Source organism: Vitreoscilla stercoraria DSM 513 (assembly GCF_000382305.1).
Taxonomy (GTDB): domain Bacteria; phylum Pseudomonadota; class Gammaproteobacteria; order Burkholderiales; family Neisseriaceae; genus Vitreoscilla; species Vitreoscilla stercoraria.
This window is the reverse complement of the sequence record NZ_KB908024.1, coordinates 138,572-164,459: the sequence shown is the minus strand read 5'-3', so window position 1 is coordinate 164,459 and position 25,888 is coordinate 138,572. Positions and strand designations below refer to the sequence as shown.

Annotated in this window: 29 protein-coding genes; 17 read left to right on the top strand and 12 right to left on the bottom strand. The window is 44.9% G+C overall.

What is annotated here, in order from left to right; all coding sequences use genetic code 11:
• The 5 genes from H150_RS0107025 to H150_RS0107005 all read right to left on the bottom strand — a co-directional run.
• On the bottom strand, window positions 1-1,711 hold a 1,711-nt coding region (locus tag H150_RS0107025; protein ID WP_019958346.1), incomplete at its 3' end, for an ESPR-type extended signal peptide-containing protein.
• 450 nt (window positions 1,712-2,161) lie between these two features.
• On the bottom strand, window positions 2,162-2,671 hold the full coding sequence (greB, locus tag H150_RS0107020; RefSeq protein ID WP_019958345.1) for a transcription elongation factor GreB: 510 nt from the start codon (window positions 2,669-2,671) through the stop codon (window positions 2,162-2,164).
• Window positions 2,668-4,431, bottom strand: coding sequence for an exodeoxyribonuclease V subunit alpha (recD, locus tag H150_RS13935; RefSeq protein WP_019958344.1), 1,764 nt, complete (start codon window positions 4,429-4,431; stop codon window positions 2,668-2,670). The genes greB and recD overlap by 4 nt, the downstream gene beginning before the upstream one ends.
• A gap of 29 nt (window positions 4,432-4,460) precedes the next feature.
• Window positions 4,461-5,156, bottom strand: a complete 696-nt coding sequence (lolD, locus tag H150_RS0107010) for a lipoprotein-releasing ABC transporter ATP-binding protein LolD (RefSeq protein WP_019958343.1) — start codon at window positions 5,154-5,156, stop codon at window positions 4,461-4,463.
• Window positions 5,149-6,399 (bottom strand): lipoprotein-releasing ABC transporter permease subunit, encoded by a 1,251-nt coding sequence (locus tag H150_RS0107005; protein WP_026353553.1) that lies wholly within the window; start codon window positions 6,397-6,399, stop codon window positions 5,149-5,151. Before H150_RS0107005 ends, lolD begins: the two co-directional genes overlap by 8 nt.
• Before the next feature lie 144 nt (window positions 6,400-6,543).
• On the opposite strand from H150_RS0107005, the gene H150_RS0107000 reads away from it, so the two are divergent.
• Window positions 6,544-7,005, top strand: coding sequence for a nucleoside deaminase (locus H150_RS0107000; protein ID WP_026353552.1), 462 nt, complete (start codon window positions 6,544-6,546; stop codon window positions 7,003-7,005).
• Window positions 7,006-7,068: 63 nt separating this feature from the next.
• On the opposite strand, the gene H150_RS0106995 is transcribed toward H150_RS0107000, so the two are convergent.
• Window positions 7,069-8,166, bottom strand: a complete 1,098-nt coding sequence (locus H150_RS0106995) for a calcium:cation antiporter (RefSeq protein ID WP_244802726.1) — start codon at window positions 8,164-8,166, stop codon at window positions 7,069-7,071.
• Window positions 8,167-8,420: 254 nt separating this feature from the next.
• Here H150_RS0106995 and ttcA point away from each other — a divergent pair, with 254 nt between their 5' ends.
• From ttcA to H150_RS0106970, 5 genes are all read left to right on the top strand, one after another.
• Window positions 8,421-9,332 (top strand): tRNA 2-thiocytidine(32) synthetase TtcA, encoded by a 912-nt coding sequence (gene ttcA, locus H150_RS0106990; RefSeq protein ID WP_019958339.1) that lies wholly within the window; start codon window positions 8,421-8,423, stop codon window positions 9,330-9,332.
• The gene (locus H150_RS0106985) at window positions 9,323-9,703 is read left to right on the top strand and encodes a hypothetical protein (protein ID WP_019958338.1); all 381 of its coding nucleotides are present in this window, start codon (window positions 9,323-9,325) and stop codon (window positions 9,701-9,703) included. The genes ttcA and H150_RS0106985 overlap by 10 nt, the downstream gene beginning before the upstream one ends.
• A gap of 112 nt (window positions 9,704-9,815) precedes the next feature.
• Window positions 9,816-10,610 carry a polyamine aminopropyltransferase gene (locus H150_RS0106980; RefSeq protein WP_019958337.1) on the top strand — a complete coding sequence of 265 codons (795 nt, stop codon included), beginning with the start codon at window positions 9,816-9,818 and terminating at the stop codon, window positions 10,608-10,610.
• Between the two features lie 27 nt (window positions 10,611-10,637).
• Window positions 10,638-10,955 (top strand): (2Fe-2S) ferredoxin domain-containing protein, encoded by a 318-nt coding sequence (locus H150_RS0106975; RefSeq protein ID WP_019958336.1) that lies wholly within the window; start codon window positions 10,638-10,640, stop codon window positions 10,953-10,955.
• A gap of 4 nt (window positions 10,956-10,959) precedes the next feature.
• Entirely contained in the window at window positions 10,960-11,583 is a 624-nt protein-coding gene (locus tag H150_RS0106970; RefSeq protein WP_019958335.1) for an alpha/beta hydrolase, read from the top strand.
• Between the two features lie 63 nt (window positions 11,584-11,646).
• Here the strand turns inward: H150_RS0106970 and H150_RS0106965 are convergent, their stop codons facing one another.
• The 4 genes from H150_RS0106965 to H150_RS0106950 all read right to left on the bottom strand — a co-directional run bounded on the left by H150_RS0106965 (window position 11,647) and on the right by H150_RS0106950 (window position 13,925).
• Window positions 11,647-12,120: a DUF2269 family protein gene (locus tag H150_RS0106965; protein ID WP_019958334.1), complete on the bottom strand. Its 474-nt coding sequence runs from the start codon at window positions 12,118-12,120 to the stop codon at window positions 11,647-11,649.
• 1 nt (window position 12,121) lies between these two features.
• Entirely contained in the window at window positions 12,122-12,487 is a 366-nt protein-coding gene (locus H150_RS0106960) for a DoxX-like family protein (protein WP_019958333.1), read from the bottom strand.
• Window positions 12,474-13,322, bottom strand: a complete 849-nt coding sequence (locus tag H150_RS0106955) for a Rossmann-fold NAD(P)-binding domain-containing protein (protein WP_019958332.1) — start codon at window positions 13,320-13,322, stop codon at window positions 12,474-12,476. Before H150_RS0106955 ends, H150_RS0106960 begins: the two co-directional genes overlap by 14 nt.
• Window positions 13,323-13,406: 84 nt before the next feature.
• Window positions 13,407-13,925: a GbsR/MarR family transcriptional regulator gene (locus H150_RS0106950; protein ID WP_019958331.1), complete on the bottom strand. Its 519-nt coding sequence runs from the start codon at window positions 13,923-13,925 to the stop codon at window positions 13,407-13,409.
• A 171-nt stretch (window positions 13,926-14,096) separates the two neighbouring features.
• Here H150_RS0106950 and H150_RS0106945 point away from each other — a divergent pair, with 171 nt between their 5' ends.
• Window positions 14,097-14,819 carry a response regulator gene (locus tag H150_RS0106945; protein WP_019958330.1) on the top strand — a complete coding sequence of 241 codons (723 nt, stop codon included), beginning with the start codon at window positions 14,097-14,099 and terminating at the stop codon, window positions 14,817-14,819.
• A complete protein-coding gene (gene creC, locus H150_RS0106940) occupies window positions 14,819-16,246 on the top strand; it encodes a two-component system sensor histidine kinase CreC (RefSeq protein WP_019958329.1) in 1,428 nt (475 codons plus the stop codon). The genes H150_RS0106945 and creC overlap by 1 nt, the downstream gene beginning before the upstream one ends.
• A 45-nt stretch (window positions 16,247-16,291) precedes the next feature.
• Here the strand turns inward: creC and galE are convergent, their stop codons facing one another.
• Window positions 16,292-17,308, bottom strand: a complete 1,017-nt coding sequence (gene galE, locus H150_RS0106935; protein WP_040755760.1) for a UDP-glucose 4-epimerase GalE — start codon at window positions 17,306-17,308, stop codon at window positions 16,292-16,294.
• Between the two features lie 58 nt (window positions 17,309-17,366).
• On the bottom strand, window positions 17,367-18,245 hold the full coding sequence (gene hslO / locus H150_RS0106930) for an Hsp33 family molecular chaperone HslO (RefSeq protein ID WP_019958327.1): 879 nt from the start codon (window positions 18,243-18,245) through the stop codon (window positions 17,367-17,369).
• Between the two features lie 147 nt (window positions 18,246-18,392).
• Between hslO and H150_RS0106925 the strand changes: the two genes are divergently transcribed.
• From H150_RS0106925 to rfbD, 9 genes are read left to right on the top strand one after another with little or no spacing between them, the layout of a single operon-like run.
• The gene (locus tag H150_RS0106925; protein ID WP_026353548.1) at window positions 18,393-19,259 is read left to right on the top strand and encodes a class II glutamine amidotransferase; all 867 of its coding nucleotides are present in this window, start codon (window positions 18,393-18,395) and stop codon (window positions 19,257-19,259) included.
• A gap of 44 nt (window positions 19,260-19,303) precedes the next feature.
• The gene (locus tag H150_RS0106920; RefSeq protein WP_019958325.1) at window positions 19,304-20,383 is read left to right on the top strand and encodes an endonuclease/exonuclease/phosphatase family protein; all 1,080 of its coding nucleotides are present in this window, start codon (window positions 19,304-19,306) and stop codon (window positions 20,381-20,383) included.
• 25 nt (window positions 20,384-20,408) lie between these two features.
• A complete protein-coding gene (gene nrdR, locus H150_RS0106915) occupies window positions 20,409-20,879 on the top strand; it encodes a transcriptional regulator NrdR (protein ID WP_019958324.1) in 471 nt (156 codons plus the stop codon).
• A gap of 21 nt (window positions 20,880-20,900) precedes the next feature.
• Entirely contained in the window at window positions 20,901-21,476 is a 576-nt protein-coding gene (locus H150_RS0106910; RefSeq protein WP_019958323.1) for a hypothetical protein, read from the top strand.
• A complete protein-coding gene (gene ribD / locus H150_RS0106905) occupies window positions 21,476-22,594 on the top strand; it encodes a bifunctional diaminohydroxyphosphoribosylaminopyrimidine deaminase/5-amino-6-(5-phosphoribosylamino)uracil reductase RibD (RefSeq protein ID WP_019958322.1) in 1,119 nt (372 codons plus the stop codon). Before H150_RS0106910 ends, ribD begins: the two co-directional genes overlap by 1 nt.
• Complete coding sequence (gene rfbB, locus H150_RS13930; RefSeq protein ID WP_019958321.1) at window positions 22,591-23,598, top strand: dTDP-glucose 4,6-dehydratase; 1,008 nt, start codon at window positions 22,591-22,593, stop codon at window positions 23,596-23,598. Before ribD ends, rfbB begins: the two co-directional genes overlap by 4 nt.
• A 15-nt stretch (window positions 23,599-23,613) precedes the next feature.
• Window positions 23,614-24,486 carry a glucose-1-phosphate thymidylyltransferase RfbA gene (gene rfbA, locus H150_RS0106895; protein ID WP_019958320.1) on the top strand — a complete coding sequence of 291 codons (873 nt, stop codon included), beginning with the start codon at window positions 23,614-23,616 and terminating at the stop codon, window positions 24,484-24,486.
• Window positions 24,483-25,037 (top strand): dTDP-4-dehydrorhamnose 3,5-epimerase, encoded by a 555-nt coding sequence (gene rfbC / locus H150_RS0106890; RefSeq protein ID WP_019958319.1) that lies wholly within the window; start codon window positions 24,483-24,485, stop codon window positions 25,035-25,037. Before rfbA ends, rfbC begins: the two co-directional genes overlap by 4 nt.
• On the top strand, window positions 25,025-25,888 hold the full coding sequence (gene rfbD / locus H150_RS0106885) for a dTDP-4-dehydrorhamnose reductase (RefSeq protein WP_019958318.1): 864 nt from the start codon (window positions 25,025-25,027) through the stop codon (window positions 25,886-25,888). Before rfbC ends, rfbD begins: the two co-directional genes overlap by 13 nt.

The window sequence follows — 25,888 nt, the reverse complement described above, 5'->3', positions numbered from 1 at the left end:
TATCGGTCACGCCATTGGCTTCCGTTGTCACTTTGGCTGTGGTCAACGTGCCATTGACGAAGTTGATTTTGTCACCCGGAGTCACAGTGCCTTTAGTCGTACCCGCTTGCTGTACGTCAAAGCCTGTATTCACATAAGTGTTCATTTGCGTCAACGCATCGCCCACATTGCCCGCTGCCGTTGCCAAAGTATTGCCTGCTGCATCGGTATAAACCACTGCATCGCCTGCGGCATTGGTCACTTGGTAGTTTGGTGCGGTCAACGCACCTGTGGTCGCATCCACACCGGCATTGCCACCCAAGCTATTGGCAATGTTTTGGTTCGCGGCATACAACTGGCTGCCGTTCACCGCCTGCTTAGATTGACCAGAAACCAAGCCTTCAGACACACCATTGATGACTTGATTACCTAGGTTAATACCATCATTGGTAATGCTGACTGTATTGCCTTTACTTGATGCAATATTCAAACCCGTACTGTTCAATACGCTGTCACCAGTAGTTACACTGTCAAACTGCACATTTTTTGCAACACGAAGAGCAATTGTGCCTCTAATCTGATCCAATTCTAGATTTTCGCCCACTGAAAAAGTCAAAGTATCTCCAGGTGACATTTTTTCCGGACCCGTGGCTGTGAGCGCTCCTCCAGCAAAGACTGAATTCACATACCAGCCTTTTTCCGCCGTATCTTTCACATTGCTCAATTTCATAGCCACTGCATACAATTGACTGCCATTAATAGCATCGGTACTGGTTTGTGTCAGTTGTCCTGGGGCCACATGTTTGATTTGACGTTCTTTACCTGCACTACCTATAGAAACTTGACGTCCAGTATCATAAATAGTGCCGGCAAATGCGTTGGTTCCGGTAAAGTTATCAAACAAAATGCCGCCAATTTCGGCTTGTGTCACTTTGACAGCATCTGTTGAGGTCTGACTACCTGCGCCCAATGCGATAGAGCCATCTTTATTCGCTGTTGCACCAACGCCCAATGCGGTTGCAGCCAAGCCATCCGCTTGTGTACGTGTACCAAACGCAGTCGACAAATCGCCCATTGAACCGGCCTGTACACCAATAGCCACTGCGGCATGACCTGCTGAAGTACCAAAATACTGATTGGTCGCTCCAGTTTTACCGTCATAAGCACGCACCAAATTATCACCAGTAATATCTTTATAAGCCTTGGCTGTGTCACTGTTATTACTAGTACCTGCTGCTGCGTTCAAGTCATCCCCGCCAATGGCAATCGATGAGTTACCCACCGCACGCACATTGGCACCCAAACCCACAGCTTGTGAACCATATGCATAAGACTCATAACCAATCGCAATCGCTTGATTGTTACCATCTGGAGTGGTGTAGACCTTATCTACACCCTTCACTTTAACCGTATGTGTGCCTTTGGTTTTGGCATCCCCACCCAACGCAATTGATCGTGTACCGTCGGCTACCGCACCTGCTCCAATCGCAACAGTACCACCATTATTAACACCGCCATCCGCAGCATAAGCAGCGTGTGCTTGTTGTGGTGTCGTCAATGTCCCAACCACCGCCACGGCCATCACGCTCATCACTGGCGTAAACACAATCGTATTCAAAAGCGCTCGAACACGAGTGCGACGTGAAGAAGAACTGTGACTATTTTCGATTTCTGCAACTGCAACATAAGTCTCTAAAGACTCATTCCAAATAACCTTGTAGATTTTATTCATAATTGACAAGCGACCTGTAATTTAAAATGCTTATATCAGTTGGCATAAAATGTAGTATGCATACCAAGCCAAAACTGAAAAACATCATATTCAAGTTGAAAAAAGATAATTGTGCTGTGTGTCCATCCGAACACTAATTTATTAATGCTAATTAAATAAAAATTATGTTGGGCATATAAGCAAATACAATACCATTTTTAAAAAAATTAACACTAATAAATGGAACTTATTCATAAACATACTAAGTTAATGATATTTTAGAGATATATCTATACGGATTCCCAATAAATAAAACTTATTAACAATAACAAGTTAATACAAACGGACAATAACGCACACAACAAACAAAATCTTATTTCAAATAAGCATTTGAATTTGCAATAAAAAATTGGAATTGCATATGCAATTCCAATATTCTGCTTCTTGCCATTTACCAATAAAATCAAATATTTACTCTATTTTGTGATACACAACCGCAACAACTTCGACCAACTCCAAACCATCAGGCATGTGCAAGCGCACTTCATCGCCTTCACGCGCCTTAATCAATGCTTTGGCCAAAGGCGAAATCCAAGAAATTTTGCCTTTAGACGTATCAATTTCATCGATACCGACAATTTTCACCACTTGTTCTTCACCACTTTCTCGCCAAATTGTTACCGTCGCACCAAAGAAAATTTGATCAGTGGCTTCACGGGTTTCGGGATCAACGACTTCGGCAATTTCCAAGCGTTTGGTCAAAAAACGAATGCGGCGGTCTATCTCACGCAGACGGCGTTTGCCATATTGATAGTCGGCATTTTCACTGCGATCACCATTACTGGCCGCCCAATTGACCACATTGGTCACTTCAGGACGCTCTCTGTGAACCAAATGGTAAAGCTCATCTTTCAAAGCCTGCCAACCTTGCGGTGTGATGTAATTGCGCACAGGTGCGACATTGTCTGTTTCTTTATTCATAAAACGGATTTCTGTTGTGAAGAACGGCTTAATAAATAAGCCAAAACGGTTTGACGGTGTACCACACGCTCACTAGCGGCCTGTAAGCTGGCAACTTCACCCCAATACACCAATTTGTTTTTCGCACGGGTAATGGCCGTATACAGCAAAGCACAATCGTAGTCTTCGGCATGTTCGGCAGCACCCAATGGCGGCAACAACCATATTTCAGAAAATTCCGAGCCTTGGCTTTTGTGTACCGTCATTGCAAAAGCATCTTCGTGTTGCGGCAAACGGCTTAATGCCACTTCACGCATGCCATCGAAAGTTGGGAAATACGCTTGCAAACGGCCTTTTGCATCGCGCAATACCACGCCCACATCGCCATTGAACAAGCCCATTTCAGCGTGGTTACGGACAATCATAATCGCTTGACCGTGATACCAAAAACCATGCGATTCATCCCAACGATTTTGCTGTTTCAAAATCTCACGCAAGGCCAAATTGATTTGTTCAGCATCATGACGACGCACCGTCAAAACCATGCGCTTGAGCCAAACCGCAAATACCGCAGCAGCATTGCCATCGTCGACGGCATGCCAATATTCTTGCTGTGCCAGCCACAAATGCCATGCCAACATACGAGTGTATTCAGGTACAGGACGCATCTCAATATCGGCAAATTGTTCAAACAAATCTTGCAAACGCTCACCCTCTTGCCGCAACACAGCTCCTGCCAATTGCCCGATGCCGCTATCGGCTTTGAAACGGTGGCTGATATTCAAACGGGCAGTTTGTGCTGCCAACATAGGCACCTCGTCAGCACTGTCCCAATCGACCTGTAAACCCCATGCATCCAATAAGGCTTTTTGCTCAGGCAACACTTGCGTCTTAGCTGGCAATAATGACAACAAATCCCCCATGCCCACAGGTGGCAATTGATCGGCATCACCTAGTAAAATCAGGCGGGTGTCATTATCAACAGCAGCCAATAAATGGCGCAACATCGAACTGTCTAACATCGATGTTTCATCAATCACAATAATGTCATAAGGCAAAGTGTGTTTGGCATGGTAGCGCGGCAACATTTTAGGCGGCATCATTCCTAGCAAACGGTGCAAGGTTTTGCCTTCTAAATTGAGCAAATTTTGCGCAGTAGCCGCAGAAATCAGTGCATGGTCTTGCAATCGTTGCAAACTACCACGCAAAGACTCGGTCATGCGTGCCGCCGCTTTACCTGTGGGCGCTGCCAAAGCAATGCGTGGCTGTTCCACCTTGCCATCGGACAACAAACACAAAAGCTTGGCAACCGTGGTGGTTTTGCCTGTGCCCGGGCCGCCTGTAATAATCGCCAATTGGTTCAAACATGCCAAAGCCGCAGCTTGTTTTTGTTGCCAACTACTAGGCTCATCAAACAAACGGTTTAGTAAATCCGCCAAAGACTGTGTTGGAATGATAGTGCGACTCAAGCGTTGCAAATGTTGCGCAATCTCCGCCTCCAATTGCCACACCCGCCCCAAAGCCAATTGACCTTGAGCAAATGCCACCAAGGGCGTAGATGCTTGGTAAACACCATCCATTTTGTGCGCTTCACCCACGATGGGAGCAGCGTCCTGTAAACGAGAACGCTCGTGTTTGGGCAAAACAATGCAAGAATCGCCATCGTGAAATGCCACAAACAAACGCTCCAACCACGGCTGTACAATGTCTGCCGCTTCTGGCGCGTATTTGCGCAAATTTTGATAAGTCGACTGCGCTTGAAACTGTGCTACTTGCTCCATATTGCCCCCTTACGATTGCTCTTCACAGACTATTTTTGCATGGCAAACGGCATTAACTGCCCTTCACGCATCATCAAAACACGGTCAAAACGATTGGCCAATTCTTCATCATGCGTCACCACCACCAAAGCCGTTCCCAATTCGCTTTGCAAATCCAGCATCAAATCCAAAATCACTTGCGCATTTTTACGGTCTAAATTGCCTGTCGGTTCATCGGCAAGCAAACATTTGGGACGGGTCACCAAGGCCCGCGCAATCGCCGCACGTTGTCTTTCGCCACCTGACAACTCAGCAGGGCGATGCAACAAACGTTCTTTCAAACCGACTTTTTCCAACATTTGTGTCGCACGCTCAGTGGCTTCGGCTTTGGAAACTTTTCCAATGAGCAGTGGCATCATCACGTTTTCCAATGCGGAAAACTCATTGAGCAAATGGTGAAACTGATACACAAAACCCAAATATTGATTGCGCAACAAACCCAATTCTTTTTGATTCAGGCCGCTCAATTGCTTGCCCATCAAAGTCACACTGCCGCTAGAAGGCTCATCCAAGCCGCCCAACAAATGCAACAAAGTCGATTTGCCACTGCCTGAAGCGCCGACAATGCTGACACTCTCGCCCGCTTGCACTTGCAAATTCAATTCGTGAATCACATCAACTTTGAGTTTGCCATCTTGATAGGTGCGCGCCACGTTTTGACACAACAATACGGTTTCATCATTCATAGCGCAAAGCCTCCGCAGGTTGGGTGCGTGCTGCCGACCAGCTTGGGTATAAAGTCGCCAAGAAAGACATCAACAAAGAAATCGCCACAATAATCAACACATCGCTCATACGCACATCGCTAGGCAAGTAATCAATAAAATAAGTTTGCGCATTGATCAAACGGGTGCCTGTCAGTTGTTCGTAAAAATGCACCATTTTGCCAATATTCAAACCAATAACCACGCCACCGACCACGCCAAAGAGCGTTCCAAAAAAGCCTGCAATCGCCCCTTGCACCATGAAAATTTTCATAATGGATGCAGGCGACATACCCAAAGTGCGTAAAATAGCAATGTCGGCTTGTTTTTCATTGACCGCCATCACCAAAGACGACACCAAATTGAACGCTGCCACAATCACAATACAGCTCAAAATGATGGTCATCATTTTCTTTTCCAACTCTACCGCTTCAAAATAACTGCGGTTTTGATACGTCCAATCGCGCGCCCACACCATATTTTGTTCCGCAACAGGAATGATGGTGTCCAGTTGCTCAGGCGCAGTAGCAGGATCTGCCAGCTTCAAACGCACACCACTGACCGCATCACCCATGCGATACAACACTTGAGCGTCCTGTAAATTGACCATCGCCAAAGTCGAATCCACTTCAAACATTTTGGTTTGTACCACACCAACCACATTGAATTGTTTCAAGCGTGGCGTGACACCTGCAGGCGTGACATTGCCTTCAGGCGTAATCACAGTCACTTTTTCACCCACCATCACGCCCAACAACATCGCCAAATCTTTGCCCAAAATAATGTTGAATTCGCCCTCACGCAAATCCGCCAATTGACCGCCTTCCACATTCTTGGCGTAATCTACCACCGCGCTTTCTTGCGCAGGATCAACCCCTCGCAATTGCACGCCACGCATTTCGCCTGAATTGGCAAGCAACGCTTGGTCGGCAACATAAGGAGCTGAAGCGACGACAGCAGGATTGTTTTTGACCATGGTTTGCAAATCTTGCCAAGGTCTGCCGCCACCTTCATCGAAATAACCAATTTCCATATGTGGTGCAACCGATAACAATTGCCCACGAATTTCTTTTTGAAAGCCATTCATCACCGACAACACCACAATCAAAGCCATCACACCTAAAGCGATGCCTGCTACCGAAATGAGTGAAATGAACGACACGAAACCATTGCGCTTTTTCGCGCGCAAATAGCGTAGTCCTATCCAAGTTTCCAACTGAGCCATGAAGCCTAAACCGTTGACATAAAGAAATTGATTGTAACCGAGTTTACAAGCGTCCTGAAATAAAACCCCGATAAGGTTTACTTGTTCTAACTTGCCAAGTTTGGCATTATCTATCAGTAATGAATTGAGAAAGATGGGTTCAAAGTGAACAAAGATTACATGCAACAAGCTATTAGCGAGGCGCAACAAGGCATTCACGCAGGTCACGGTGGTCCGTTTGGCTGTGTGATTGTCAAAAATGGTGAAATCATTGGCAGCGGTCACAATGAAGTATTAAAGCAAAACGATCCGACTTGTCATGGCGAAGTGATGGCCATTCGGGATGCATGCAAAAATTTGGGGACGCACGATTTGAGCGGTGCGGAGCTGTATACCACTGCCGAGCCTTGCCCGATGTGTTTGGGTGCGATTTTGTGGGCGAATATTGGACAAGTGTATTATGGCTGCAATATTCAAGATACCGATCAAATCGGTTTTCGTGACGAAGTGTTTTATCGCATCGCCACGCCTGAAGGCAAGGCCAAATTATTGCAAGAACACCAACGTGAAGCTTGTTTGAAATTGTTTGAAGAATATACCCATATTGATGGCAAAACACTGTATTAAAATGGCTTAAAACCAAACCAAAGCGTCCTGTAAACATTTACAGGACGCTTTTTGTTAACCTGTTTAAGGTACAAAACTGAAAAACAAATACGCCACAAAAATACACAAATGCACAATGCCCGGCAAAATTGTGGTACGTCCTGTACGCAAGGAAATGGTGACCACAAACAAAGACAAGGTCAATAATGTAATCGATTTGGTATCCAAGCCCAATTCTAGCGGCCAACCCATAAACACCGACAACAACGCCACCACAGGAATGGTCAAGCCGATGCTGGCAATGGCGGAACCGATTGCCAAATTCAAACTCGCTTGCAAACGATTGGCGCGCGCCGCGCGCATCGCTGCACCAAACTCAGGCATTAATACAATCGCCGCAATCACAATGCCTAAAGTGGCCAACGGCGCCCCCATTTTGCCCAAAAATGCTTCCAGCGTTGGCGAAATGCTTTTCGCACTCAAAACCACCACCACCAAAGACAACAACAACATACCAAAACTCGTCCATACTTCTTTCATGCTCGGCGGCTCGATGTCATCCACATACATAACATCGCCCTCTTTGCTCACTACCAAAAAATACTCACGATGGCGCATGGTTTGAAAAAAAGTGAATGCGGCAAACAAAACCAAAGTCATCAGCGCCACAAAAATCAATTGTTTGGTCGAATAAACGGTTCCAGCTTCAGAAGTTGCATAATTGGGCAAAATCAACGCCATCACCACAATCACCGTCATCGTTCCCAACGAAGCGGTCACGCCTTCCAAACTGTAATCTTGTGTATGGTGTTTCAGGCCGCCTATGAGCAAACTGGCGCCAATAATGCCATTGACAATAATCATCACCGCCGCAAAAATAGTGTCGCGTGCCAAACCCATCGCATTGTCACCACCTGACAACATCATCGACACAATCAAAGCCACTTCGATAATCGTCACCGACAAAGCCAAAACCAAAGTGCCAAATGGCTCACCAACTTTGTGGGCAATCACTTCAGCATGGTGTACTGCTGCCACCACGCCACCGACCAAGCCCAAACTCAACAACAACGTCATCAATGGGAAACCCGATACCAACCAAGACAACAATAAAACCGCAGCCCCCACAGCAGGCACTGCCAAAGTCCACATGGGATTGTGTTGCATATGTTCAGTCGCCATATTCATACCTTTTTCAAACCAATTTCAATCATTAACTTGGCATGTTTCCAATGCCATTGTGACTATCCGACTGTCAATTGCGTGTATTGGTTCGTTTCCCTAAATATGCCTAAATCTTGAAAACAAGATGATGTTTGCATCATCAAGACATTTGCCCAAACAATTACAAACACTTAAAAACTTTAATCCCATGCCAACTTTATTTTTAGCGTATAATCCTTGCCCTTTATCTACTTATTAAGTCTTGTCTGATTATGTCTGAAAAAACCAAAGCCGAACTAGAAGCCAATAAACTGATGAAGCGTTTGCGCCACGCTGTCGGTGATGCCATTAACGACTTTGGCATGATTGAACAAGGCGATAAAATCATGGTGTGTTTGTCAGGTGGCAAAGACTCTTACGCCATGTTGGATATTTTAATGGGCTTGAAAAAGTCTGCTCCGATTGATTTTGAATTGGTGGCGGTCAATTTAGACCAAAAACAACCAGGCTTTCCAACCCACATCTTGCCTGAATACTTAGAAGGCTTGGGCATTGAATACCACATCATCGAAGAAGACACTTACAGCGTCGTCAAGCGCGTGGTGCCTGAAGGCAAAACCACTTGCGCGCTTTGCAGCCGTTTGCGCCGTGGCATTTTGTACCGTGTCGCCAAAGAATTGGGCTGCACCAAAATCGCTTTGGGTCATCACCGTGATGACATCTTAGAAACTATGTTCTTGAACATGTTCTTTGGCGGCAAACTCAAAGCCATGCCACCTAAATTGGTATCGGACAATGGCGAACACATCGTTATCCGTCCTTTGGCGTATGTGAAAGAAAAAGATTTGGTGCGTTTCGCACAAATTCGCGAGTTTCCAATCATTCCGTGTAATTTGTGTGGCTCACAACCGAATTTACAACGCCAAGTGGTCAAAGAAATGTTGGAAGATTGGGACAAACGTTTTCCAGGACGCATAGAATCAATGTTCAGCGCCTTGCAAAACGTGGTACCGTCACATTTGGCCGACCCTGAATTGTTTGATTTTAAAGGCTTACAGCGTGGTCAAGAATTGCCTCATGGTGGGGACACTGCTTTTGACAAAGAAGAATTCAAAGCACCGAGCAAAGTCATCAGCATTTTAGACAGCCGCAGCAAAATTTCGGAACCACAAGGATGCGATTAAGCGCTTTAATCTGTTTGAGTGTATTGGGTTTGAGCGCTTGCCAAACCCATACCATCAGCGAATCATCTCAAGAATTGGCACGATTGCAGCAAGATCGTGCCCGTTTGAATCGGGTCTATGCCACCGCTGAAACCACTATTTTAGAGCAACAGAAAACCGATGCCGCTTATGCAGCCGCACGCACACATTTTCAAATTTTGCGCCAATTGCGTTTCAAAGCTTGCGCCAATCCAGCCTCTCCCAATCTGGCTTTGCGCTTGCAATTGGTACAATGCCAATATGCGGCCTTAAATCAAGATTACCAACAGCTTTACCATTGGCAACAAAGCCATTATCAATTTCCGCCACGCGTGGCCGTACCACAAAACTAAAAACCAACGCAGTGTTCACACGGCATCCATCATCAAAACGCCATGCACAGCCACAATTTAAACTGTGCTTTATGTTAAAATTCAAGCTTTATTGCATCGAAAAAACACACACATGACCCGTCACCCGTATCAGCGCTTACGGGCGCAACAATTTGAATTGCCTGAAGTGGGCATTTCTGAAGAAAACAACATTCGCTCTTTGCATTTGGGTAGTCCGACCATTCAAAGCTCGATGAATTTGGACAACCCAAGCCAATTGGTATTGTCATATAGCCGTGCCATGATGGCGTGGTTGTTGTTTCGTGATGCGCCCCGTCACATCACCCAAATCGGCTTGGGTGGCGGCTCGTTTGCCCGTTGGATTGCCGAATATTGCCCGCAAACCATGCAAACTGTGGTCGACATTCATCCTCAAGTGATTGCCATTGCGCAATCCATGTTCGACATTCCTGAAGAAAGCGACACCTTCGAAATCATCGAAGCCGATGGCGCTGATTACATCAAAACCATGCGTGGCGGCACCGATGTGATTTTGGTCGATGGTTTTGATGGTGAACAAATCATTGATGCATTTGTCGATGTACCGTTTTTTGAAGATTGTCGTACAGCGTTAAGCAACGACGGTATTTTTGTCACAAACTGGTGGCAAGGTGACAAGCGTTTTGATTTGTTTGTCGAAAAACTGCGCATCGTGTTTGAAGACCGAGTCTTGCTCGTTCCAGCACAAACCCATGGCAATATTGCGGTGTTCGCTTTCAAGCAAGCACCTGAAATGAATTTGGACAAATTGAAAAAACGGGCAGAGGCACTGGAAAGCCAATACGGTTTGGAGTTTTTGCAAATGCTCACTTCATTGAAATCTCGCCATCAACACAATGGCAAAGTCTTGCAATTCACGCCTGCTTAAAGCAAGTGTCCTGTAAAAGGATGGAAGATGTCTTATTTTGAACGCCACGTTTTTGTGTGCACCAATAGCCGTAACGATGCTTGCCGCAAGTCTTGTGGTGACAACAATGTCGGCAAACAAGCCGCAGGAGTCATTAAAAACGCATGCATGAAAGCGCAAATTCACGGCATCGGCAAAGTGCGCGTGACCCAAAGCAGTTGCTTGGGTCGCTGTGAAGAAGGTCCGTTGCTGGTGATTTACCCTGAAGCGCGTTGGTATGCTTATCACAACGAAGACGATTTGAAAGAAATTGTCGAATCTGATTTACAAAACCAACAAGCTGTGACCCGTTTATTATTGAAATAAAACCATGTTAAAACTTCCTGAAATTGTTTGGATCAATGGCCCTACAGGCCGCTTAGAAACCATTTACATGCCTGCTCAAGGTCAAGCTGTCGGCGTGGCTGTCATCAACCACCCCAACCCAACCCAAGGCGGCACCCATACCAACAAAGTGATTCAAACCGTTGCCAAATCTTTGAGTCGCCAAGGCTGGCATTGTTATTTGCCCAATTTGCGTGGCGTGGGCAATAGCGAAGGTGTGCATGACTTTGGTGTGGGCGAAATCATGGATGTGGTGGCGGTGGCGCATTTTGCCCAAGCGCAACACACTGATTGTCCCAAATTGACCGTCGCAGGTTTTTCGTTCGGTGGCTTTGTGTCCGCCAATAGCGCACAACATTTGAACATCGACCATTTGATTTTGCTTGCGCCTGCGGTGATGAAATATGCAAATCATGCCGCGCCTGTGCCACATCCTGAGCGCACCATCATCATTCATGGCAATGCCGACGATGTGGTGGCGTTGGAAGACTCTTTTGTTTGGGGACAAGCGCAAGGCATCAGCACAATCGTCATGCCACAAGCAGGTCATTTTTTCCACGGACGTTTGATTGAATTGGGCAAACTCATCGACCGTTTCGGCTTGTGTTGAACATTTCTCTGTAACGATATGAAGCGTCCTGTAAACTTTTACAGGACGCTTCATACTTGTTGATTACATCGGTTTCAATACCATCAAAAAATACACTGCCATCATTGCCGTAAACGCAGGATAACCCAACCATTCCCAATAACGCGCATAACGCCAATAGCGTGGCGGCAAATGGTCTTGCTTTTGAGCATAAGCTTGCTTGGCCATATCGCGCATTTGCAATTGCAGCCACACCACAGGCAACCAACACAAACCCGCCAAAACATACAAGCCAAACGTCCACAACAACCATTTAGCATCATAAGCCCAACCCGCTGCCTGCATCAGCCATAAGCCTGACAAAGGCTGAAAAATCACCGCAGGCATGGTCAGCCACCAATCGGCTTTGGCAACCCAATGGCTGACCACAGCTTGCGCGGCAATCGAGTCGCTGCGATTGATCCAAAACAGATAAAATGCCGTACCAAAACCCGTTCCCACCATCACCACCGATGACAAAATGTGCAAAGCCTTCACCCACAAATAATATTCACCCATGTCACACCATCCTTGTTTCATGCTGCCACAAACACCATAACATCGCCATAATGGGCAAGTTTTTGACCAATGGCCCAAACGGATGCAACCATTGTTGTGGCAAATACAGGGCAATGACCACGCTGTAAAATGCTACCAACACCGCTTGCAACAACCACATCAAACGGCTGGGCCGCCATACTATCCAGACTCCTAAAACCACATCCACCACCGCAGCGGCCACCAACAACGGCCACTGCCATGCCAGTGCAATACCCACATCGGCCAATAATTGCAAAGATTCCGCTCGAGCGAACATCAACGGCAACAAACCACTGCACCACCACAACACCACCAACGACCAAGCCATCGCTTTAAAACCGTTCATGTAAAGCGTCCTGTAAAAATTGTTGTGGACATTGAGGCGTGCGCAACAGCAATTGTGCAAATGCCTCACCCTCAGCAACATGGGTTTCTTGCAACATGCGTATCGCATCTGCTTGCAAAAAATTCGGCAGCCGCAAATACCGCCCTGCTTGCAATATTTTCATCATCCTCGCATCTACCACAGCCCAATTGCGCCCTTCAGGACGCTGCCAATAATACAAACGCATATACGCTAAATAATCGACCAAACTCAATACTTGCCCGCCCACCGCATTCACGCAGCCTTGGTAATGTTGTTGCAACATGGTTTGCATCGCTTGTACCACATCGCGCAAAGCCACAGGTTGCAATACAGGACGCCACGCCACTTGCGGCAACACGCGCCAACGCTGCTTGGCCAATGTCAGTAAACCGCGGCTGCTCACACCTTTTTGGGCAAACACCAACGAAGGTCGCACAATGCCTACCGCTTGGTTTTGCTGCAATAAATAAGCATCCCAAAAGCCTTTGCTGCGCAAAAAAGCCGTTTCAGATGCCACATCCGCGCCCCAAGCCGATACATTCAAAACATAACGCAATCGACCATAAATCCATGCTTGTTCCAAAAATGCTTTCAACGCATGGTATTGCAACGCCCACATTTGCCCTGCATCTGGCGCCATCAAGCCAACCGCATTGACAATGACATCGGCTTGACACAACCATGGTCGCCACGTTTCAGGACGCAAGAGATTCAATTGTGAGGATGATGGTGACAAGCAATTAACATTGAATGTTTGGCAATCTACAAAAGCCTTTCCCAATAAGCCATGAGCACCTAAAATCAAAATATTCATTTATAAATTCCTGTTATTTCTGTTTTAAGAGAAATAAATCACCCCATAAAAGGCTGCATCTACACGACACAGCCTCAATCAAACCTACTTCAAAAACTTCTGAATGCTGCTACCCAATTTCAACAATCTCACCAAAGTAGCCGTCGATACTTTCAACATTTGGCTCGTCCATGCAGTCAAAGTAGACACCAAATCATGGGTTTGGTGTATGCGTTGCTGCACAGCTTTGTCTTGTTCGGCAAATTCAGGCGTTGCCATCAATTCGGCCAAAAAACGCTCGGTTGGCTCAATCTCACGGCGTTGCCGTTCTGCAGCCACAATACGCAACAACTCCCACACATCACCTTGGGTTTCAAAATGATCACGACGGTCACCCAATTGATGCACCACTGTCACCAAACGCCAACCTTGCAATTCTTTGATGCTGTTGCTGACATTAGAACGAGCAACACCCAAAGTCTCGCAAATCTCATCTGCAGCCATTGGGCGGCCTGCAATAAACAACAAAGCATGAATTTGTGCCACGGTGCGGTTTACCCCCCACTTGGTGCCCATCTCGCCCCAATGCAACACAAATCTCTCAGCCACCGATGTCAAAACCATGTCATCTCTCCTATCGTTTGAGCCATCATAATTTTTTTCAAAATTTCTGTCAATACAGAAATAAAGCAAAGTTTTGAATCTGTATTTAAATCTATGCTAGAGTAGCAATCCATTGCATAGAGAAGTCTATGCGAAGTCACTTTTTTTCAAAAATGGATGAAGTTTGCAACCATGACAGCGATTTTATTGGTAGAAGACGATGCCGCCATCGCCGAACCTTTGAGCTATGCTTTGAAGCGTGAAAATTGGGAAGTCATTTGGTGTGCCAAAGCTGGTTTGGCTTTGGAATATTTATCGGAACATCAAGTGGATTTCATGATTTTGGATGTGGGCTTACCCGACATGGATGGTTTTGAGCTGTGCCGAAAAATACGCAAAACCAACAATACGCCCTTACTGTTTTTGACGGCACGTACCGAAGAAATCGAGCGCATCATCGGCTTAGAAATTGGTGCAGATGATTATTGCGCCAAGCCTTTCAGCCCGCGTGAATTGATTTCACGCATCAAGGCCATTTTGCGACGCACACAAACCTCACCGACCACTCATGCCACTGATTCTGTTCATACCGAAATATTGGCCGTACCCGTACATCCTGATGATGTGTCTTTGCATCCTTGGCATTACCAAGCTGCACGCCAACAAGTGAGCTTCAATGGTCAAGCCTTGTCTTTAACACGCAATGAATTGAATTTATTAGTGGCATTTTTGCGCCGTCCCAATTGGGTTTTAAGTCGTGAGCAATTGATGCAGGCCGCTTGGGCTCATCCCGATCACAGCTTATTGCGCACTGTCGATACCCACATCAAGACTTTGCGTCAAAAACTCAAAACTGTCGATGCCGACCAAACCATTGTCACCCATCGTGGTTTGGGTTACGAATTGAGACATTGATGCCGATTTTTCTACGCATTTGGCTGCTATTCACCATTTTATTGGTATGTGGCGGCTTGTTGTTGGTGCAACAGTTTCAAGAACAAATCAAACCCAACACCCGCAAAGTCATGGAAGACATTTTGGCTGACAATGCCAATGTAATTTCAGCCTTGATTGCACGAGATGTCGCCAGCGGTCATGTCAAAAGCAAAGCCTTTGACGAACGTATGCAAACCGTCATGGAACGGGAAATCAGCGGCAAAATTTGGTCTATAGACAAAGCTGCCGTACAGCAACGCATGTATATTACCGATGAAAAAGGCATTGTTTTATATGATTCATTGGGCAAATTCAAAGGTGAAGATTTTTCACGTTGGAACGATGTGTATTTAACGCTGCGTGGTCGTTATGGTGCACGTTCTAGCCTAGATGCAGCGCAAGACCAAAGCCGTTTGTCAGTGATGTATGTCGCGGCACCTATTATTTACAAAGGTGAATTGATTGGGGTGGTCAGCTTGGGCAAACCCAATACCAGCATTGAGCCATTTCTAATGACTGCCGAACAAGAAATGTGGCAATTGGCCATGTGGTATTTGTTCATTGGTTGGATTTTGGCAGGTTTTTTGTCTTGGTGGCTCAGTCACAATATCAACCAAGTCAGACGCTTTGCCTTGGCATTGGCGCCAACCAGTCAAAGACCAAAATTTTATCTGTCCAAAGAATTGACCGATTTAACAGAAGCCATTGCCAATATGCGCACGCAATTGGAAGATCAAGCTTATGTCGAACATTATGTCAGTACCTTGACCCATGAGCTTAAAAGCCCTTTGGCTGGCATTCGTGCAGGTGCCGAAATTTTACAAGACCCGTTGCCTTTGGAAGACCAACAATATTTCGCAGGCAACTTAGTCGCTCAAGCAGACAAATTGCATTTATTGATTGAACGGATGCTGTTGTTGATGCGTTTGGAAAAAAGCCAATTGCTGACCAAGCAAGAAACCATAGATATGCCGCAACTCTTACACAGCGTCATACAACAGCGCCAAAATATGGCACAAAGCAAAAACATTGTTTTGCAAATAGAGGGCGTTTTAACACCCAAACTACAAGGTGATGTCTTTTGGCTAGAGCAAGCCATAGGCAATGTTTTGGACAATGCTTTGGACTTTTCACACACCGAAGGCGTGGTGAAAATCTGGGGCGAAAATGTGGGCAAGGATTGGTTATTGCACATCAGCAACCAAGGCCCTCAAGTAGATGAATTTGCCTTGGAAAAAGTATTTGACCGCTATTTTTCGTTGGCACGCAGCAGTGGCAATCGTGGTACAGGCATCGGCTTGACCTTGGTACAAGAAGTGATGCAACGCCACCAAGGTGAAGCCAAATTATTCAATTTACAGGACGGTGTGTGCGTGACGCTGCGTTTTTACAAAGCGGCAGCTTAAATAAAAAGCCACTCATCAAGTGGCTTTTTAAATATGGATATCACATTACACATCATAACCATTGGGATTTTGGCTTTGCCAACGCCAAGAATCTTGCATCATTTTTTCCAAACCACACTGCGCTTGCCAGCCTAAAATTTGTTTGGCCAAAGTTGCATCAGCATAACACACCGCAATATCACCCGGTCGTCTAGGCACAATTTGGTATCCTACTTTCACTTGTGCCGCCTGTTCTAAAGCTTTGACCATTTCCAATACCGAATAACCAATACCGGTACCCAAGTTATATATATGGAAACCACCACCATGTTGATGGGTTTGTACCGCTTTCACATGACCATCTGCCAAATCGGTCACATGGATATAATCTCGCACACCCGTACCATCTGGTGTAGGATAATCGCCACCAAACACGGATAAAAACTCACGCTTACCGACCGCTACTTGGCAAATATATGGCAATAAATTGTTTGGAGTGCCATTGGGTGCTTCACCAATCAAACCGCTTTCATGTGCACCCACAGGATTGAAATAGCGTAAAACCACCATACTCCAACGCTCATCTGCTTGAGCAATGTCACGCATCATACATTCAACCATATACTTACTCGCGCCATATGGATTGGTGGTTTTTCCAGCTTCCGCGCTTTCGGTCAAAGGCACGACTTTAGAGTCACCATACACCGTTGCCGATGAACTGAAAACCAGTTGGAATACGCCCGCTTTGGCCATTTCTTGCATCAAAATCAATGAGCCATTGACATTGTTATCATAATACTTCATCGGCTCAGCCACGCTCTCACCAACAGCTTTTAAGCCTGCAAAGTGAATGACCGCATCAAAGCCATAACGTGCCAAAGTCTGTGCCAACAATTCACGGTTGCGTACATCGCCTTCAATAAAAGGGACATCGCGGCCTGTAATTTTTTTCAAACGAGCCAACACTTCAATATTGGCATTGCTTAAATTGTCTAGAATAACCACTTCATGACCAGATTCCAACAAAGCAATCACTGTGTGTGAGCCAATATAGCCCATACCGCCTGTCGTCAATATTTTCAAAATTTGCCCTCTCAAAAAAAACGTCTGCCACATATGGCAGACGTATGAATATCATTGCTTATTGCTTTGGCTCATGACGTACTGCTTCCACTACATTCACCCCAAACAAATCCGTCACATCTTCTTCATCAAACACATATTTTTGCTGACAAAAATCACATGCAATTTCCACGCTACCTTGCTCTAGCAACACTTGACCAATTTCCTGACCACCTAACAGCAACAACATATTACCAACTTTTTCATGTGAACAAGTGCAAGCAAATTCCACTTCATCGGCTTCAAACACACGCACTTCTTGTTCATGGAACAAGCGATATAACAAAGTATGCGCATCGGTAGTGAGCAATTCTTCATTCCCAACCGTATGCAATAAAGATTCGATGTATTTCCAATCTTCACGCTCTAACTCTTCACCTGGTAAGCGTTGTACCATCAAACCAACAGCACGATTGCCATCGGCTGCCAAAATCAATTGGCTATCTAGCTGCTCAGATTGAGCCAAATAATTGCCCAACATTGCTGCAATGCTATCGCCTTGCAAGCCCACAATGCCTTGCCACATTTCACCTTGACGTGGTTGTAAGGTCAATACAAACTGACCTTGTTCACCCAATAAATCAGTCAAACTCGCGTCTTCTGCAATTTCTTGATTTTCATCCCAACGCGCCGTACCACGACAAGTTTTATCACTGGTCGCCTCCACCACCAATAATTTCAACGCACCCGTACCTTGCACTTGCAAAATAAACGTACCATCAAATTTCAAGTTGGCAGCCAACAATGAACCTGCAGCTAGCAATTCACCCAAAGCTTTGGCAATCGGTTGTGGATAGTTTTTTTGACCCACAATATGCTGCCAAACACTCTCTAATTGTACATGTAAGCCACGTACAGGCTGTTGATCCAAAATAAAACGGGTTCGTTGATTGCTCATGTTTACTTCCTCAATTCATCATTAACTGCTCATAAGATGCGGCCTGTAAGACCAACTTCAAGTGCCAAGATTTGGACAGGCGCACAGCCATTGTTATAATCAGCCATATACCCTTGCTCCAACCCATCACCACCCTAAGGAAACCGCATGTGTCAATTACTCGGAATGAATTGTAACACGCCCACAGACATCGTTTTTTCGTTTGAAGGCTTCCGTTTGCGCGGTGGTTTAACCGATAGCCATGCCGATGGTTTTGGCATTGCCTTTTTTGAAGGCAAAGGCGTGCGTCTTTACCATGATGATGCACCGAGTGCCTCTTCACCTGTTGCCGATTTGATCAAAACTTACCAAATTAAATCTGAAAACGTCATCGCCCACATTCGCAAAGCCACACAAGGCGAAACCGCTTTGGCCAATACCCATCCATTCATGCGTGAATTGTGGGGCGAATATTGGGTTTTTGCCCACAATGGCAATTTGCGAGGTTTTCATCCTGCCGTAGGACAATATTACCGTCCTGTAGGCAATACCGACTCTGAAAAAGCCTTTTGCCATATTTTGGAACAATTGCGCCAAACCTTTGATACCAAACCTGACGAGCAAACTCTGACTGCCCATATCAATGTTTTAGTCAAAGACATCCGCAACTATGGCTTGTTTAATTTTTTAATGTCCAATGGCGACATGATGTTTGCGCACGCCACCACTTTGTTGCATTACATTGTGCGCCAAGCGCCATTTGGTGAAGCGGTATTGTTAGATGATGACATCAATATTGATTTCTCAGCCGTCACCACGCCCAACGATCGCGTGGCAGTGATTGCCACTTTGCCATTAACCACCAATGAAAAATGGCAACAATTGGCAGTCAATGAATTGGTTTGTTTTCGAGAAGGCAAAGTCATTTACAGCGATGCACCCGAACCGAAACAATACTTAAATATCGAAGAAGGACTTAAAATTGCTCGCAGTGTTGGCGCTGCAGGTTGCTCATCTTCTAGCAACAAACCCTAAATCATATCTATGATGGATGACTGCTTCAATATTAAAGGAATGTCATGAATTGGCTGCTCGGATTATTGCTGCTCGTACCTATTATTGCGACTGTTTTGCCTTTATCTCGCAACAGCCATTGGACTGTGCGCATGTTTGACTTTCCACGTTTGCAAATTGCCTTTTTAAGTTGCTTCATCTTATTGATCAGTTGGTTTTTCCAACAACAAAGCATCATCATTCACATTTTACAGGCCGCTAATGTCTTGTGTTTGCTTTACCAAATTTACAAAATCAGCGCTTATAGCCCTTGGCATCCTAAACAAGTTTTGTCGGATTTGAGTCCTGATGATGAGCGCACGATTTCCATTTTAAATGTGAATGTCTTAACACCCAACCACCAAGCAGACAAAGTCATTGCACTGGTACAACAATATCAGCCCGATTTATTGTTAACGCTAGAAAGCGATTTATGGTGGGAGCAACAATTACAAGTTTTGGAAAAAGACTATCCTTATACCGTCAAAGTGCCTTTGGATAATTTATACGGCATGCATTTGTATAGCCACTTAGAATTGTCTGATACCGAGATACGCTATTGGGTCAAAGAAGACATTCCTTCTATTGTTTCTAAAGTGGTTTTGCGCTCGGGCGAAAGCATGAAGATTTATTGTTTGCATCCCGAGCCGCCTGCTCCGGGCGAAAGTGATGTGTCTACGCCACGTGATGCCGAATTATTGTTAGCGGGCAAAGAAATCGATCAAACCGATGAAACTGTGATTGTGTTTGGCGATTTAAACGATGTGGCGTGGTCGCACACCACCCGCTTGTTTCAAAAAATAAGCGGTCTCTTAGATCCACGGGTAGGACGAGGGCTTTACAACACCTTTCATGCCCAATATTGGTTTTTGCGCTGGCCACTAGACCACATGTTCGTGAGCAATGATTTTTTCATTAAAAATTTACAGCTTTTAAGCAATGTGGGTTCCGACCACTTTCCAGTTTATGCTAAATTTCAGTATCATCCCAAAGCAGAGCTGTTACAACCTGAATTAACCGCTGATGAACAAGACCATGCTGATGCCAATGAAACCATTGCCGAAGCCCAACCCATTCAAGAAGTGACGAAAACCAAATATGATTGAACCCTTGCTTACAGGACGCTTTTAAATGCGCTGCCCTTATTGCCATCATTTGGAAACGCAAGTGATCGATTCTCGTTTGGTCAATGACAACCACAGCGTTCGCCGTCGTCGTCGTTGCAATGCATGTGATCGCCGTTTCAACACATACGAAACCGCAGAAATTCGCATGCCACAAGTCATCAAAGCACGAGGCGAACGTGTTGTTTTTGATGAAACCAAATTGCGCACAAGCATGACCCGTGCTTTGCATAAAAGACCCATCAACCAAGACCAAATCGAAGAAGCCATTTTGGCCATTAAGCAAACCATCCAACAATATGGCGAGCGTGATATCACCAGCCAACAAGTGGGCGAATTGGTCATGAACCAATTGAGCCAAATGGATGAAGTAGCGTTCGTACGTTTCGCTTCGGTTTATCGCAGCTTTAACGATGTGTCAGAATTTACGCAAACCATTGCCAGACTGACACAGCCGAAACCCCATCACAATGATTGAGCATTCATTAAAAGGAAAACAATGAAATACCTTCACGCCTTAGGCATCAGCGCTTTGAGTTTGGTTATGTTGGCAGCTTGTAATCAACAGACACAATCTTCTGTCGGTGACATCCCAGCAGCAACACCAACTGCATCTGCCACCGCGCCAACTGCAACCGCAGCTGTCCAAAAATTGACCTCGGCCAATGGCAAATTAAGCCTTGAAACCACAGGTCAATTTACCGACCAATTGGCCCAAGCAAATCAGTTAATCAGCGACATTCCTACTGAGCAATTATTGTTATTACAAAACGACACCAGCAATGATGTTTTGATTTATGCAGCAGATTTAGGCGCAGCCAAAGCAGATGCCAATACGTATTTGGCCAAATTGAGCGACTCCGTTAAAGCCGATGCCAAACTGCAACAAGTGGTGGTAGGCTCGGTTCAAAACAATAAATTGGCATATCAATTTAGTGAAACCGTTGGCGAAAATACCATTAACCAAGCTTGCCAAGCTGTACACCAACAAAACATTTACTCTGTTTGTGCCATCAGTACTACACAAAATCCTGAAGCTTTGGCCAGCGCCATTCAAAATATCAGCGTTCAATAATGTCTATGAGCTTTTCTGATTTTGATACCGCCATGATGCAGCGTGCGCTGTATTTGGCGGGCAGCGTGGGCAATACTACCAGTCCTAATCCTAAAGTTGGTTGCGTGATTACCCAAGGCCAGCATATTGTCGGTGAAGGTTTTCATGTGATTGCAGGGGCACCGCATGCAGAAGTCCATGCGTTGCGACAAGCTGCGCATTTGGCTCAAGGTGCCACAGCTTATGTGACTTTAGAACCGTGTAGCCACACCGGCAAAACGCCACCTTGCGCCAATGCTTTAATACAAGCAGGCGTCGCACGAGTGGTGTGCGCAATGGTCGACCCAAACCCACAAGTAGCAGGTCAAGGCTTACAACGTTTACAGGACGCTGGCATTCAAGCCCAAGCGGGATTATTGGCCATCGAAGCTGCCGCGCTTAATCGTGGTTTTTTATCACGCATTCAGCGCAAACGCCCGTTTGTCACACTCAAATTGGCAGCCAGTTTAGATGGAAAAACCGCTTTAGCAAATGGCCAGAGCCAGTGGATTACAGGCTCCAAAGCACGAGAAGATGTACAACACTTGCGCGCACAAAGCAATGCCATCATCACAGGCAGTGGTACGGTGATTTTGGACAATCCACAATTGACGGTACGCAATCAAATCATGATTAAACCGCCTGTGCGTGTCGTATTGGACAGACAACTCAAAAGCCCTAGCCATGCGCAGATTTTCAATACCGAAGTTGCTCCCACCATTTTATTTACCCGTCCTGAAAACAATACTCAAGCATATGAAGATTTAGGCGTCACTAGCTTATGTTGGCAAGGTGAAAATTTATTTGAAGTCTTAGAACAATTGGCAGAAAAAGGAATCAATGAAGTTTGGGTAGAAGCGGGTATGACTCTAAGCAGTGCTTTTTTGCAGCAAAACTTAGTAGATGAATTGATTTTATACCAAGCACCTAAAATCTTAGGACACAATGCCAAAGGATTGTTTGATTTCAATGTCCAAGCCGATGTTTTACAGCAGCATTCAGTCTGGAAAACCCATACGGTTACCCCAATTGGAGAAGATATCAAATGGCATTTACGCCATAGCCAACACGTCGGTGAGCAAGGAGAAATTTTGATATGAGCAGCATTGTGGTGACAGGCGGAGCAGGCTTCATTGGCGCACACTTGGTGCGCTTTTTAACGCAACACAGCCAAGATGACATCATAATCATCGACAAACTCAGTTATGCTGGTCACTTAGGCCGCTTAAGCGATGTCTTGCCCTTAGCGCAAATACACTTTTATCAAACCGATGTATGCGATACGACTGCCATCAGCGAAATTTTACAACAACACCAACCATGGGCGGTCATGCATTTGGCTGCTGAAAGCCATGTCGATCGCTCCATTGATGCCCCCCAAGTATTTTTACACAACAATACTCAAGGCACTTTATCCTTATTACAAGCGACCTTAAAATATTGGCAACGCTTAGCGCCAAATTTACAGGCCGCTTTTCGATATTTACAAGTGTCGACAGATGAAGTCTTTGGTGATGCAGATGACAATGGTTATCTTGCCACAGAAACCAGCCCATACAAGCCTAGCAGCCCTTATTCTGCAAGCAAAGCAGCAGCTGACCATTATGTGCAAGCATACCAACGTACTTTTGGCTTGCCCACTTTGATAAGTTATTGCACCAACAATTACGGTCCAGACCAATTTCCTGAAAAATTGATTCCATTGGCCATAGAACGGATTAAAAATGGGCAAACCATTCCTGTTTATGGCGATGGCTTACAAAAACGGGATTGGTTATATGTTGAAGACCATGCACACGCTTTATGGTTGATGCTAACACAAGCCAAACCCAATCAAAGCTATGTGGTTGCGGCAGGCCGCCCTATCTCCAATTTACACTTGCTTGAAGCTTTATACATCGAAGTGCAGACCCAATTACAGCGTCCTGTAAACCAAACACCAATTGAATTTGTCAACGACCGCTTAGGGCACGATCGTTGTTATGCTTTGGATGCGAGCAAAATTCAACAGCAATTAAATTGGCATACCCAAACTTCATTGCAACAGGGCTTGGCTGCGACGGTTCATCAAGCTTTACATACCCCTTTAAACATCCATCCATAAGTTGGGAGTCTGCGCATGAAAGGTATTGTGCTCGCAGGCGGCAAAGGCAGCCGCTTGAATCCGATGACGCTTGCAGTGAACAAACACTTGCTACCCGTTTATGATAAACCAATGATTTACTACCCATTATCAGTATTGATGTTGGGTGGCATTCAAGATATTGCTTTAATTAGCAATCCTGAAGACCAACATTTATTCCAACGCATGTTTGGTGATGGCAGCCGCTTAGGGTTACACATCACCTATTTTGTACAGGAAGAAGCCAAAGGCATTCCAGAAGCATTTTTAATCACACAAGAATGGTTACAAGGCGATGATGTTTGTTTGATTTTGGGTGACAATATTTTCTTTGGTGAAAGCTTTGGACAAAAGCTTCACCACGCCATCAGTAATCTCAATGGCGCTACCATTTTCACCCAACAAGTCAACAATCCTCAACGCTTTGGCGTGGCTTGTTTTGATGAAAACGATAACATTATTGGGTTGTATGAAAAGCCTAGCGAATGGATTTCCAATTCTGCTATTACTGGTTTGTATTTGTTTGATGCACAAGTGAGTCAATTTGCCGCCAATACCCACCCTTCTCAACGGGGCGAATTGGAAATTATGGATGTATTAGAACAATACCGTCAGCAACAGCGTTTACAACACACACCATTGGGTCGAGGTTTTGCATGGCTAGATGCAGGTACTGCGGAAAGTTTACTCGATGCAGGCTCGTGTATTCATACCATTGAAAAAATGCAAGGTCTCAAAATTGCCTGTTTAGAAGAGCTTGCCTTGCGTCAAGGTTGGTGCAGTAAACAAACCATCTTGCAGCACAACTCTAATCAGTCACAATCGGCATATGATGTATATGTACAACAGTTTTTAGAGCAATTACCATGAAAATTACCCAAACCTTTTTTGGCTGTGTGCATTTAATAGATATCCCTCGTTATCAAGATGAACGTGGTTGGTTCAGCGAATCACAACATCAACAACAATATGCAAGTTTATTCAATATGCCAGAACCTGTATTTGTGCAAAGCAATATTTCTCAATCAAAACAAAATGTTTTACGTGGTTTACATACTCAAATAAACCATCCTCAAGGCAAACTCATTCAAGTCTTGCAAGGTAAAATTTATGATGTTTTTGTAGATATTCGCCCTCAGTCTGCTCATTTCAAACAATGGCAAGCCGTTGTTTTAGATTCAGAAAAAAGCCAACAACTATGGATTCCACCAGGCTTTGCCCATGGCTTTTTAAGCTTGGCAGAAAACACCACAATATTGTACCATTGCACTAATTATTATGCTCCTAATGACCAATTGAGTATTTTATGGGATGATAATGACTTAGACATAGATTGGCCACTCTTCAATCAAGCGCCAGTGATGTCAGAAAAAGACTTATTAGGAATGTCATTAAAGGAATTTGTAACATGCGTGTCTTGATTACAGGAGCAAGAGGACAATTAGGTCAGTGTTTGCGTGATTGCACACCGGATAACTTAGAAGTCATTTTTACCGATTCCAAAACCTTAGACATTACCAATCTAGCTACAGTCAACGCTATGGTAGAAGGCTTTCAACCTCATGTGATTGTCAATACAGCGGCTTATACCAATGTCAATCAAGCAGAGAATGAATCCGCTTTAGCATTTAAAGTCAACGCTGTCGGTGTTGCCAACTTAGCGCAAGCTGCTCAAAAAATTGGTTGTCGCTTAATACATTTATCCACAGATTATGTATTTGATGGCAAGGCCAACCAGCCCTATACCCATTTAGATGCACCTAATCCAAGCAATACTTATGGTCAATCTAAATTAGCAGGTGAAACGCTGGCACTCTCTCTGTGCGACAATGTGACGATTATTCGTACTTCTTGGGTTTTTAGCCAATACAGTAACAATTTTATTCCTACTGTCATTAACAAACTGTTAAGTGAACAGACCGTACAAATTACCGAAAATACGACTGGTACACCAACCAATGCATATGAATTAGCCAAGTTTATTCTCCAGCAAATTCAATCGCCATTGTCTCAAAAAATCATTCATTACAGTGGTAATGTGGTGATTACAAGATTACAACTGGCTCAAATGATTGCAGAAGAACTGTCTCAGTACACGATGCCTAGCTCTCCTTACCAAGTACAACTGACAGAAGCCACATCGCGAGATTGGGTACGCCCAAATTATTCCGCCCTAGCCTCAATACAGTCAGTAACTGAGCAAGAAGCACGTAGACAGTTACAACAACAAATTCATTCCATCATCCAAACTATTATTAATGAAGTAAATTAA

Coding starts and splice junctions, on each gene's coding strand:
- greB (WP_019958345.1), bottom strand. CDS start 2,671: ATGAATAAAGAAACAGACAATGTCGCACCTGTGCGCAATTACATCACA.
- recD (WP_019958344.1), bottom strand. CDS start 4,431: ATGGAGCAAGTAGCACAGTTTCAAGCGCAGTCGACTTATCAAAATTTG.
- lolD (WP_019958343.1), bottom strand. CDS start 5,156: ATGAATGATGAAACCGTATTGTTGTGTCAAAACGTGGCGCGCACCTAT.
- H150_RS0107005 (WP_026353553.1), bottom strand. CDS start 6,399: ATGGCTCAGTTGGAAACTTGGATAGGACTACGCTATTTGCGCGCGAAA.
- H150_RS0106995 (WP_244802726.1), bottom strand. CDS start 8,166: ATGGCGACTGAACATATGCAACACAATCCCATGTGGACTTTGGCAGTG.
- ttcA (WP_019958339.1), top strand. CDS start 8,421: ATGTCTGAAAAAACCAAAGCCGAACTAGAAGCCAATAAACTGATGAAG.
- H150_RS0106985 (WP_019958338.1), top strand. CDS start 9,323: ATGCGATTAAGCGCTTTAATCTGTTTGAGTGTATTGGGTTTGAGCGCT.
- H150_RS0106980 (WP_019958337.1), top strand. CDS start 9,816: ATGACCCGTCACCCGTATCAGCGCTTACGGGCGCAACAATTTGAATTG.
- H150_RS0106975 (WP_019958336.1), top strand. CDS start 10,638: ATGTCTTATTTTGAACGCCACGTTTTTGTGTGCACCAATAGCCGTAAC.
- H150_RS0106970 (WP_019958335.1), top strand. CDS start 10,960: ATGTTAAAACTTCCTGAAATTGTTTGGATCAATGGCCCTACAGGCCGC.
- H150_RS0106965 (WP_019958334.1), bottom strand. CDS start 12,120: ATGGGTGAATATTATTTGTGGGTGAAGGCTTTGCACATTTTGTCATCG.
- H150_RS0106960 (WP_019958333.1), bottom strand. CDS start 12,487: ATGAACGGTTTTAAAGCGATGGCTTGGTCGTTGGTGGTGTTGTGGTGG.
- H150_RS0106955 (WP_019958332.1), bottom strand. CDS start 13,322: ATGAATATTTTGATTTTAGGTGCTCATGGCTTATTGGGAAAGGCTTTT.
- H150_RS0106950 (WP_019958331.1), bottom strand. CDS start 13,925: ATGGTTTTGACATCGGTGGCTGAGAGATTTGTGTTGCATTGGGGCGAG.
- H150_RS0106945 (WP_019958330.1), top strand. CDS start 14,097: ATGACAGCGATTTTATTGGTAGAAGACGATGCCGCCATCGCCGAACCT.
- creC (WP_019958329.1), top strand. CDS start 14,819: ATGCCGATTTTTCTACGCATTTGGCTGCTATTCACCATTTTATTGGTA.
- hslO (WP_019958327.1), bottom strand. CDS start 18,245: ATGAGCAATCAACGAACCCGTTTTATTTTGGATCAACAGCCTGTACGT.
- H150_RS0106925 (WP_026353548.1), top strand. CDS start 18,393: ATGTGTCAATTACTCGGAATGAATTGTAACACGCCCACAGACATCGTT.
- H150_RS0106920 (WP_019958325.1), top strand. CDS start 19,304: ATGAATTGGCTGCTCGGATTATTGCTGCTCGTACCTATTATTGCGACT.
- nrdR (WP_019958324.1), top strand. CDS start 20,409: ATGCGCTGCCCTTATTGCCATCATTTGGAAACGCAAGTGATCGATTCT.
- H150_RS0106910 (WP_019958323.1), top strand. CDS start 20,901: ATGAAATACCTTCACGCCTTAGGCATCAGCGCTTTGAGTTTGGTTATG.
- ribD (WP_019958322.1), top strand. CDS start 21,476: ATGTCTATGAGCTTTTCTGATTTTGATACCGCCATGATGCAGCGTGCG.
- rfbB (WP_019958321.1), top strand. CDS start 22,591: ATGAGCAGCATTGTGGTGACAGGCGGAGCAGGCTTCATTGGCGCACAC.
- rfbA (WP_019958320.1), top strand. CDS start 23,614: ATGAAAGGTATTGTGCTCGCAGGCGGCAAAGGCAGCCGCTTGAATCCG.
- rfbC (WP_019958319.1), top strand. CDS start 24,483: ATGAAAATTACCCAAACCTTTTTTGGCTGTGTGCATTTAATAGATATC.
- rfbD (WP_019958318.1), top strand. CDS start 25,025: ATGCGTGTCTTGATTACAGGAGCAAGAGGACAATTAGGTCAGTGTTTG.